This window comes from Corallococcus aberystwythensis (genome assembly GCF_003612165.1).
GTDB lineage: Bacteria > Myxococcota > Myxococcia > Myxococcales > Myxococcaceae > Corallococcus > Corallococcus aberystwythensis.
Map to the genome: position 1 here is coordinate 22,028 of NZ_RAWK01000097.1, position 9,520 is coordinate 31,547.

Here is a 9,520-nt window from a genome sequence, read left to right on the forward strand (position 1 = left end):
GGCCCTTCGAAGGCACACGTGTGTCTTCGCGAGGCCCACCATGAAGCTGAATCACCTTGATCTGCAGGTCCCCGACGTCCAGGCCACCGCCCGCTTCTTCACGCGCTACTGCGGCTTCACGTCGCACGCGAAGAACCATGACTCGCCCGCCATCGCCATCCTCGGCGGCACGGATGGCTTCGTGCTCGTCCTCCAGCGCCGCAAGCGCGACACCGACGTCTTCCCCGAGGACTTCCACCTCGGCTTCCTCCAGGACTCCGAAGCCCCCGTGCTCGCCTTCCAGGAGCGCGTGAAGGCCGACGGCCTGGAGGTGTCCGACGTCATCCGCAACAACCGGGGCACCCTCGTCTACTGCCGTGCCCCGGGCGGCATCCTCGTGGAAGTGAGCTGCCGCCCCGGCGCCGTCTGACGCGCGGCCGTCAGCCGGTGCTCTTCCAGACGGTCCCCTCCCGGGAGCTGGACCTCCACTCCCGGGAGTGCCAGTCGAGCTGCTGGGGACGCGGCAGCTTCCATTCGAGCTGACGCGCATGGGGAAGCTCGATGGGCCTCGGACGCGTGGCCCCCACCTTCCCACTCACGATTCGGGTCAGGCGCATCAGGTGGTCACGGTCGAGATGGACACGCCCGTAGTGGGAGAGCTGAACGGCTTCAAGCTCCTCCGTGTCGATGCGGGAACCATGATGGGCGATGTACCGCGCCAGCCGGGGTCCCAGCGCGTAGTGGAGCTTGCGTGCCGTGAGCAGGGACCGGACCACACAGAGGCCCGCGTAGGGGTTCTCCTCCAGGTTGATCTCGAGCACCTGCTCACGCACCGCACGGAAGAAGGTTTCTCCGTAGACCTGCCGCGCACGCCCCTTCCGGGTGTCCAGCTCCGCGGCCACGGCTTCCACATTGAGGAAGGTCGTCTGGGGCAGATGCGCGAAGTCCCCGCCGGGAACCAGCCTCTGCTGGAAGGCCCAGGTGGACTCCAGGGTCCAGATGTCCACCGGGAGCTTCTGGACCTGGAGGCGCAGCCCGCCGAAACGATTGACCCGGACCAACTCCCGGGAAAAGGCCTCCCGGAGCGCGTCCCCCGTCGCGCCCGCCACGACCAGGTCGACGTCCCGGGGCGCCGCCGTCGCCGACACGGCCAGCAGGTCCCGCAGCGTGCCGCCGAAGAGGAAGACCTGCCAGTCATGTTCCCGGAAGACGTCCAGGAGCGTCCTCACCGCGCCGTGCCAGGGCAAGGGCGTACGGGTGACGAAGTCGCTCAGACGCTTGCGCAGGACCCGCAGTGGGTCGCGAAGGATGGCGCTATCCGTGGGTGAGCTGCTCATGGAGGCTGCAAGCGAAGGTGTCTGTCATTCCACAGACGTAGTCCGTCACCAACTGGAAGCGGTGGTACCGCGGAGGCAGCGAGGAACGCCTGCAGGCGGACTCAAACGCGGTCCGGTAGTTCCTCGACAGCAGGTTGTAGACCTTGCCTTCGGGGCGCCTGTTGAAATTCTTCCGGGCATCGATGTCAGGGTCCATGGGTAATGGGCACTCGCGAGCCCCTTCCCAGAAGATGTCCATCAGCCCGTGGATGACGCGGCGGCCCAGGGTTTCCAGTCGAAGCGTCTCCGGTGCGTTGTAGACGCGCTCGCCCCCAAAGCGCTTGCACACCTTGATGAGGCGTGCCGCCCCACTTGAGCCAATGAGGTCCCCCTGCGCCAATACCTCGCCCTGCATGAGCCGTTCGTAATGCTCCTGAAAGGCCTTGAGGATTTCGCGCTTGGCATCGCCAATGGCCACCGTCCGGAAGTGCTGCGCGAGCGCCTCGTCCCGAGCCCTTCCCTCCAACGGCGTGTCCGACCCGTCGATGTAGCGATGAACGCTCTTGAGGACGGTCTCCGCCATGCCTGAGCTGTCGTGCTCCTTCAGGAAGGCTTCCACTTCCTCCCAGCTCACGAGGCCCTTCTTGACCCCATCCTCAATGTCCACGGTCGCGTAGACCATGTCATCACAGGCTTCGACGAGGTACGCGATGGGGTTGCGCGCCGTTCCAGTTCCCGTGAGGGACCGGATCAGGTCGACCTTGTCCTGTTCCGAGGCGAAATAGCCGGGCTTCTTCTTGTCGGCGGGCCCGTGGTCGGACGTCTCATCCGAAGCGGCCGTGTACTTCATCGAGGCCGACAGCGTGCCTACCGTCAGGTTCAGCCCGTAGGAGTCCGCGAGCAGTTGAAGGCGCGACACGATGCGTAGCGTCTGGGCGTTTCCCTCGAACAGCAAGAAATCGTTCCGGAGCTGGCCGCCACGCGCCGAAGCCATCTCCGCTCCAGGGTAGAGCCCCTGCCCCTTCTCACCGAAGTTCTTCTTGAACCAGCTGCTGATGGCCTCCTCGCCCGCGTGGCCGAACGGAGGGTTTCCCAGGTCATGAAGCAGCCCGCATGTCGTCGCGATGGCTTCAATGTCCATGGCCTGCTGGTTGGACTCCAGATGACGCTCCCGCAGCATCCATCTGGCCGCTCCCCGCGCGAGCCCCCGTGCCAGGGTCGACACCTCCATGGAATGCGTCAGGCGTGTCCGGACCGCGTCGTTCGGCTCCAGCGGAAACACCTGAGTCTTGTCCTGGAGACGCCGGAAAGGAGTGGAGAAGACGGTCCGGTCATGGTCCCGATCGAAGTGGGACCGGCCATCTTCCTCCAGAGGAGTCGAGGCCCGTCCACCCTCTGCCTCGCGGATCCGCGTCTCACACAGCAACGTCTTCCAATCCAGCGCCATGGTGCCCCCCCATTTCGACGACGCCGCCGAACCTACCGGGGAGGTCTGACAAGGAGTGAAGCCCAACGCACGGCGCTCAGCCGCTCCGGGCCATCAACGGCCGGGGCGGCGCCTGTTCACCGGCGTCCTCCATGGGTGGCACGTACGGCCAGCCCTTCAGCGGCCCCTTGCCCGCTTCGCGCGTGAGGTAGTCCGCCGCGATGTTCGCGCTCTCCATGATGGTCAACAGCCCGCTGCCCGGGTGCGTGCCGCCGCCCACGAAGTACAACCCCTCCACCTGCGCGTTCTTCACCCGCGGCCGCAGCGGCCCCAGCTGCATCCAGGTGTGCGACAGGTTGAACACCGCGCCCCGGAACACGTTGAAGTTGTCCCGCCACGTCTCCGCCGTGAAGTAGCGCTCCGCCTTCACGTGCTCACGCAGCCCTTTGATGCCCACCTTCTCCAGCATCTTCGGGATGCGCTCGCGCAGCGTGGCCTCCGTCTTCGCCCAGTCCACCGGACGCGCCGTGTTGGGCGTGGGCACCAGCACGTACAGCGTGGAGTGCCCCTTCGGCGCCCCCGAGCCGTCCGTCACGCCCGGGTTGCACACGTAGAAGGGCGGGTCGTCCACGTCCACCGTGCGGTCCTCCAGCGCGTCCTTGTCCGTGCGCCGGGCGCTCTCCGACAGGTAGATGAGGTGGTGCGGCAGGTCCGCGTACGTCGTGTCCAGCCCGTAGTACGCCATGAACGTGCTGCACGAATACTTCGCCCGCTCCAGCGCCGCGTCCGTCAGCCGGCTGCCCTCGCGCACCTCCGGCGCCAACAGCTTCTGCGCCGCGTACGCCAGGTCCGCGTTCACCACCACCGCGTCCGCGTCCAACGCCTCGCCGCCCTCCAGCTTCACGCCCACCGCGCGCCCGGCCTCCGTGCGCACGCGCTCCACCGCCGTGCCCATCCGGAACGTCACGCCCAGGTCCTGGGCGCACTTCATCATCCCGCGCGCCAGCTCCCGGAAGCCGCCCTGCACGTGCCACACGCCGAAGTTCAGCTCGATGAATGGAATCACGCTGAACACCGACGAGCACGTCGTCGGGTGCAGCCCCAGGTACTTCGACGGGTACGCCAGCGCGTACGTCATCCGGTCGTCGTGGAAGAACGAATCCAGCTGCCGGTACAGCGTCTGCCACGGCTTGAAGCGCAGTGTGGGCGCCAGCCGCCAGGGCGCGTAGTAGTCCAGGCTGCCCGCGTTGGTGCAGATGAACTTCTCGTACGCGAGCGCGTACTTCCTGCGCCCGTCCTCCATCCACTCCTGCAACGCCCGGCCCTTGCCCGCGCCGAACTGCTCCAGGTCCTGGCCCATCCGCTCCAGGTCGCGCCGCGTGTCCAGGTGCGTGCCGTCCCAGAAGTGCACCCGCGTGTTCGGGTCCACCGGCACCAGCGTCACGTAGTCCTCCAGCCGCTTTCCCGAGCGCCAGAAGATCTGCTTCAGGATGCCGGGCAGCTGGAGGATGGAGGGGCCGGTGTCCACGGCGTACTCGCCGTCCCCACCCAGCGTGAGGCCCTTCATCCGGCCGCCGGGCACCGCGTCCTTCTCCACCACGGTGACCCGGAAGCCCTGCCCCGCGAGGTTGATGGCGGCCGTCAGGCCCCCAGGGCCCGCGCCCACGACGATGACGTGCTGAACCATGTGCCTCACGATGCCCGGCCCCATGCCCGCTGGCGACTGTCCCCTCAAGACGGCCCGGGCGAAAAAGCGTTTCCTCCCGGGACTCCAGGCGTCTTGCCGGGCGTTGGTTCCACGACGGACCGCTCCCTTCCCGGGGAGCGTTTGCTGGAAGACGGGCCAACATCCTGAATCCCCAGGCCGGCCTGCCTCCTGTAGCCTGCGACGCGCATCCATGAATTCCCCCTCGGAGGCCCGCCCACAGGAAGTCCTGCTGTTCACCCTGGAGCGGCAGCGCTATGGGCTGCCCATGGAGGACGTGCGCGAGCTGGTGCGCGCCGCGCGCCTCACGCCCCTGCCCCAGGCCCCCGACGTGGTGGAGGGACTGCTCAACCTGCGCGGGGACCTGCTGCCCGTGCTGGACCTGCGCCGCCGCTTCCGCCACCCCGCTCGCGCCCTGTCCCCCATGGACCACTTCATCGTCGCCTCCACCGGGGAACGGCGGGTGGCGCTGCGCGTGGACCGGGCGGAAGGGCTGCACACCGTCGCCCCCGGAGAATGGGATGCGTCCCCCCGGGAGCTGCCGGGCGTGGGGTACGTGGCCGGGGCCGCGAAGCTTCCGGACGGGCTCGTGCTCGTGCACGACCTGCGCTCCTTCCTCTCCGAAGCGGAAGCCCTGCAACTCGACACCGCGCTTGGAGCCCTTCCGGAGCCTGCTTGATTGGCGGCGTCCTACCCCCGGGTTTCAAGGAGGTGCTCGCCCTGGTGGAGGAGCGCGCGGGGCTCGCCGCGCCCAGCTGCCTGGCCGCGGCGCTGGAGGGCATCCAGCGCGCCATGGCCCGCGCGAACCAGGACGACGTCACGCGCTACCTGCATGAGGTGACGCTGGACAACGTCCTCTTCGATGACCTGCTCACCGAGCTCACCATCGGAGAGACGTACTTCTTCCGCACCCACGAGCACTTCGACCACCTGCGCCGCGTGGTGCTGCCGGAGCTGCGCGAGCGCCGGGGCCAGGGGCACCTGCTGCGCGCGTGGAGCGCGGCGTGTTCCTCCGGCGAGGAGCCCTACTCCATCGCCGCGCTGCTGATGGCCGAGGGCTGGGAAGAGCACATGACGGTGCGCGCGACGGACGTGTCGCGCACGGCGCTCAGCCGCGCCCAGCAGGCCCGCTACACGGACTGGTCCCTGCGCGGCCCCTCCGCGGACCGCATGCGCGCCCACCTCAAGCAGGAGGGCCGCTTCTACTGGCTGTCGCAGGACGTGAAGCGCCACGTGCAGCTGGGCTACCTCAACCTGGCGCTGGAGACGTGGCCTACCGCGGAGAGCGGCCTCTGGCAGATGGACGTCATCTTCTGCCGCAACGTCCTCATCTACTTCAACCGCGCCACCATCGAGGGCGTGGCGCGCAGGCTCCATGCGTCGCTGGATGACGGCGGGTACCTGTTCACCGGTCCGTCGGATCCGCCGCTGGGGGACTACGCCCCCTTCGAGCCCGTCCTCGCGGAGTGGGGCGTGCTGTACCGCAAGCCCCTGGCCGGCTCGAACGCCGGGCACTTCGTTCCGCTCCAGCCGCTGGCGCCGCTGCGCGCGGACGGCACGCCCTTCCCAGCCCCCGGTGAGCGCCCCCGGTCGGGTTCGTTCACGGCGATGCCCGAGGCCCGCGTCCCCGCGCCGCCATTGGCCCGTCCGCCGCTGACGGGGTTGCCCACGACGGCGTTCGGGACGGGAGCCTCCGTGCTGCCCGGAGCCGAGGGAGCCGTCCCGGGTCTCCCCTCGCCAGGGTCCGGGCTCTTCGGCGGCGGGGCTCCGGTTCCGGATGCCTCCATTGGCGGTGCGCCCGCGCCGGGTGCCCGGACTTCCGTGGGCGGGACTCCCGTGGCGGACGCCGGACCGTCCCCGGTGTCGGGCACCCGGACCCGCTTCACGCTCAGCGTGGAGGCGCTGGAGGCCGTGCGGCAGGCCCTGGCCCGGGGTGACTGGCGCGAGGCCGCCCGGCGGGCGGGGGCCCAGTCGTCCGACCCTGAAGGCGCCCTGGCGGCGGTTCGTGCACTGGCCAACCTGGATCCCCGCGCGGCGCTCTTCGCTTGTGGAGAGGCCCTGGTTCGTCACCCGCTGGTCGCCGGTCTGCGGTATCTGGAGGCCCTGCTGCTGCTGGGACAGGCGCGGCTGGCCGACGCGGAGAAATCCGCCCGGCAGGCGCTCTACCTGGAGCCGGGGCTCGCGGTGGGCCACCTGCTCATGGGCCACGTGCTGCGCCGGCAGGACGAACCCGCCGCCGCCGCCCGGGCCTACCGCGAGGCGGAGGGGCTGTGCCGGAAGCTGCCGCCAGAGGCGCTGGTGCCCCTGGCGGAAGGAGAGCGGGCCGGAGCACTGGCGGAAGTGGCCCGCGCGGAGTGGCGGCGCCTGGAGCGGACTGAAGGCGGAGACGCGAGCTGATGCCGAAGCGCGACGGAATCATCGACTGGGACAAGGCCCGGGCCCGGCTGGAAGTGCTGGAGCGCGCCACCGAGGCGCGCGACGCCTTCACCGACGAGGCGGCCCGCGCCACGCTCGACGCGCGCGCCCTGTCCCTGGCCCGCCCGCCGCCAATCCCCATCCTGCCCGGCAGCCAGCGGGAGATGGTGCGCTTCCAGGTCGCGGGCCAGACCTACGCGCTGGAGTCGCGCTTCATCCTGGAGGTCATGCGCGCGCCGGAGCTCACCCCGTTGCCGGGCGCGCCGCCGCTGTTGCGCGGCCTGACGCTCCTGCGCGGCGAGGTGCTGCCCGTGGTGGAGCTGGCGCCGCTGTTCGGCAGGCCCGCGGAGCAGGGCACCGGCCCCGTGCTGGTGGTGGGCACGGCCCGCGCGGAGCTGGGCCTGCGCACGGACGAGGTGATGGAGGTGGTGGTGCTGACGGGCACGGAGCTGTTGTCCGCGCCCCCCTCCCTGGAAGAGGAAGCGGGCGCGCTGGTGTCCGGCGTCAGCCCCGACGGCACGCTCGTCCTGGAGGGAGAGGCCCTCCTCGCGGACGAGCGTCTCGTGTTCGAGCTGTCCGAAGAAGGAGTCGCATGAGCATCGGGAATCGCATCGCGCTGGGCTTCGGCCTGTCCCTCCTGGTCCTGCTGATCATCGCGGGCGTCGCCTTCCAGGGCGCCCAGCAGCTCACCACCACCACCGAGGGCCTGCTGGAGGCCCACAACAACTACAAGATGCTGCGCGAGGCGCGCGCCCTCATCGTGGACGCGGAGACGGGCCAGCGCGGCTTCCTCCTCACCGGCGACGAGGCCTACCTGCGCCCGTACCAGAGCGCCCTGACCGAGCTGCGCACGGACCTGGACGCCCTGCGCCCCGCGATGGCGAAGTACCCGGACCAGCGCTCGCGCTTCGCGAAGCTGGAGCCGCTGGTCGCGAGCAAGCTGGACGAGGTGGCGGACACCATCCGCCTGCGCCGCGAGCAGGGCTTCGAGGCCGCCCAGTCCGTGGTGAAGACCAACCGCGGCCAGCGGGAGATGGAGGTCATCCGGGAGCTCATCGCGGAGATGCGCGAGACGGAGGAGGACCGCTGGAAGCAATACTCGGACGCCGCCACCCAGGCCGCGCAGCGCAGCGTCTGGGTGCTGGCGCTGGGCACCCTGCTGGGCCTGGCCATCGTGGGCGTGGGCAGCTTCGTCATCACCCGGGGCATCACCGGCCCGCTGCGCAAGCTCACCTATGGCGCGGAGCAGCTGGGCAGGGGCGAGCTCACCCACCGCATCGACGTGCGCGGCAAGGATGAGATGGCCGACCTGGCCGGCGCCTTCAACGCCATGGCGGACCGCCGTCAGCAGGCGGAAGTCCAGCTGGCGAAGCAGGCCGAGCAGCGCGAGCACACGCTCAAGACCGTGGCGGAGTTCGTCAACCAGCTGGCCGGCGCGTCCTCCGAAATCCTCGCCAGCACCACCGAACAGGTGGCCGGCGCCCAGGAGCAGGGCACCGCCGTCACGGAGACGGTGAGCACCATCGAGGAGATCACCAAGACGTCGGAGGAGGCCGCCGGCCGCGCCCGCGCGGTGAGCGAGTCCGCCCGGCACTCCGAGGAGGTGGGCCGCTCCGGCCGCCGCTCCGTGGAGGAGGCCGTGTCCGCCATGGGCGCCGTGCGCGACCAGGTGGAGTCCATCGCGTCGCGCATCCTCGCCCTGGCCGAGCAGGCCCAGGCCATTGGCGACATCATCACCACCGTCAACGACATCTCCGAGCAGACGCACATGCTGGCGCTCAACGCCTCCATCGAGGCGAGCCGCGCGGGGGAGCACGGCCGCGGCTTCGCCGTCGTCGCCTCCGAGGTGAAGGCCCTGGCGGACCAGTCCAAGAAGGCCACCGCGCAGGTGCGCCAGATTTTGGGCCAAATCCAGAAGGCCACCCACGGCGCGGTGATGACCACGGAGGAGGGCACCAAGAGCGTGTCCGCCGCCACGCGCGTCGTCACGGACGCGGGCACCACCATCCAGCAGCTGGCGGACCTGCTCACGCAGGCCTCGCTCACGGCCGCCCAAATCGCCGCGTCCGCCAACCAGCAGGCCACGGGCATCGGGCAGATCCGCCAGGCGATGCACGACGTGAACCAGGCCACGCAGCAGGGGCTCATCTCGTCGCGGCAGACGGAGCGCGCCATGCAGGACATCAACGCCATGGGCCAGAAGCTCAAGGGGCTGCTCGGGGAGTTCGGGCGCTAACCCATGGATCGCGACAGGCTGGCGCAGGCGCTGCTGGACTCGTTCCTGGAGGAGCTGGAGGGGCACGTCGTGTCCCTCAACCGGGACCTGCTCGCGCTGGAGCAGGCCCCGGCGCGCGCGAAGGACCTCATCCCCGGCCTCTTGCGCACGCTGCACAGCGTGAAGGGCGCGTCGCGCGCGGCCAGCGCCGCCATGGTGGAGAACGCCTGCCACCGCATGGAGGAGGTGCTGGAGCCGCTCATCCACGGCCGGACGCCCACGCCGGACCTGTTCGAGCTGTGCTTCGCCACGGTGGACGCGCTGGACGACGCGGGCCGCCGCCTGGCGGCGCGTCAGGAGCTGATCGGCTCGCCGCTGGAGGCGCTGCTGCCCCAGCTGGAGCAGGCCGCGCACATCCCTTCCGCGCAAGCCCCAGGGGCAGTGCCGCAGCCCCCCCCGAAGCC

At 70.1% G+C, this 9,520-nt stretch carries 9 protein-coding genes; 6 read left to right on the top strand and 3 right to left on the bottom strand.

From position 1 onward, the window contains the following. The first annotated feature begins 40 nt into the window (after window positions 1-40). Window positions 41-409, top strand: coding sequence for a VOC family protein (locus D7W81_RS17570; protein WP_120556548.1), 369 nt, complete (start codon window positions 41-43; stop codon window positions 407-409). Between the two features lie 10 nt (window positions 410-419). On the opposite strand, the gene D7W81_RS17575 is transcribed toward D7W81_RS17570, so the two are convergent. The 3 genes from D7W81_RS17575 to D7W81_RS17585 form a co-directional block, all read right to left on the bottom strand. Further along, complete coding sequence (locus tag D7W81_RS17575; RefSeq protein WP_120556549.1) at window positions 420-1,316, bottom strand: hypothetical protein; 897 nt, start codon at window positions 1,314-1,316, stop codon at window positions 420-422. Further along, on the bottom strand, window positions 1,294-2,742 hold the full coding sequence (dgt, locus tag D7W81_RS17580) for a dGTP triphosphohydrolase (RefSeq protein WP_120556550.1): 1,449 nt from the start codon (window positions 2,740-2,742) through the stop codon (window positions 1,294-1,296). Before dgt ends, D7W81_RS17575 begins: the two co-directional genes overlap by 23 nt. A gap of 76 nt (window positions 2,743-2,818) precedes the next feature. Beyond that, on the bottom strand, window positions 2,819-4,408 hold the full coding sequence (locus tag D7W81_RS17585) for a phytoene desaturase family protein (RefSeq protein WP_120556555.1): 1,590 nt from the start codon (window positions 4,406-4,408) through the stop codon (window positions 2,819-2,821). Window positions 4,409-4,619: 211 nt separating this feature from the next. Here D7W81_RS17585 and D7W81_RS17590 point away from each other — a divergent pair, with 211 nt between their 5' ends. The 5 genes from D7W81_RS17590 to D7W81_RS17610 all read left to right on the top strand — a co-directional run. Continuing rightward, entirely contained in the window at window positions 4,620-5,105 is a 486-nt protein-coding gene (locus D7W81_RS17590) for a chemotaxis protein CheW (RefSeq protein WP_120556551.1), read from the top strand. Further along, window positions 5,102-6,823 (top strand): CheR family methyltransferase, encoded by a 1,722-nt coding sequence (locus tag D7W81_RS17595; protein WP_120556552.1) that lies wholly within the window; start codon window positions 5,102-5,104, stop codon window positions 6,821-6,823. Before D7W81_RS17590 ends, D7W81_RS17595 begins: the two co-directional genes overlap by 4 nt. Beyond that, window positions 6,823-7,437, top strand: coding sequence for a chemotaxis protein CheW (locus D7W81_RS17600; protein ID WP_120556553.1), 615 nt, complete (start codon window positions 6,823-6,825; stop codon window positions 7,435-7,437). Before D7W81_RS17595 ends, D7W81_RS17600 begins: the two co-directional genes overlap by 1 nt. After that, window positions 7,434-9,077, top strand: a complete 1,644-nt coding sequence (locus tag D7W81_RS17605) for a methyl-accepting chemotaxis protein (RefSeq protein ID WP_120556554.1) — start codon at window positions 7,434-7,436, stop codon at window positions 9,075-9,077. The genes D7W81_RS17600 and D7W81_RS17605 overlap by 4 nt, the downstream gene beginning before the upstream one ends. 3 nt (window positions 9,078-9,080) lie before the next feature. Further along, on the top strand, window positions 9,081-9,520 hold a 440-nt coding region (locus D7W81_RS17610; RefSeq protein WP_208721345.1), incomplete at its 3' end, for an Hpt domain-containing protein.

Coding starts and splice junctions, on each gene's coding strand:
- D7W81_RS17570 (WP_120556548.1), top strand. CDS start 41: ATGAAGCTGAATCACCTTGATCTGCAGGTCCCCGACGTCCAGGCCACC.
- D7W81_RS17575 (WP_120556549.1), bottom strand. CDS start 1,316: ATGAGCAGCTCACCCACGGATAGCGCCATCCTTCGCGACCCACTGCGG.
- dgt (WP_120556550.1), bottom strand. CDS start 2,742: ATGGCGCTGGATTGGAAGACGTTGCTGTGTGAGACGCGGATCCGCGAG.
- D7W81_RS17585 (WP_120556555.1), bottom strand. CDS start 4,408: ATGGTTCAGCACGTCATCGTCGTGGGCGCGGGCCCTGGGGGCCTGACG.
- D7W81_RS17590 (WP_120556551.1), top strand. CDS start 4,620: ATGAATTCCCCCTCGGAGGCCCGCCCACAGGAAGTCCTGCTGTTCACC.
- D7W81_RS17600 (WP_120556553.1), top strand. CDS start 6,823: ATGCCGAAGCGCGACGGAATCATCGACTGGGACAAGGCCCGGGCCCGG.
- D7W81_RS17605 (WP_120556554.1), top strand. CDS start 7,434: ATGAGCATCGGGAATCGCATCGCGCTGGGCTTCGGCCTGTCCCTCCTG.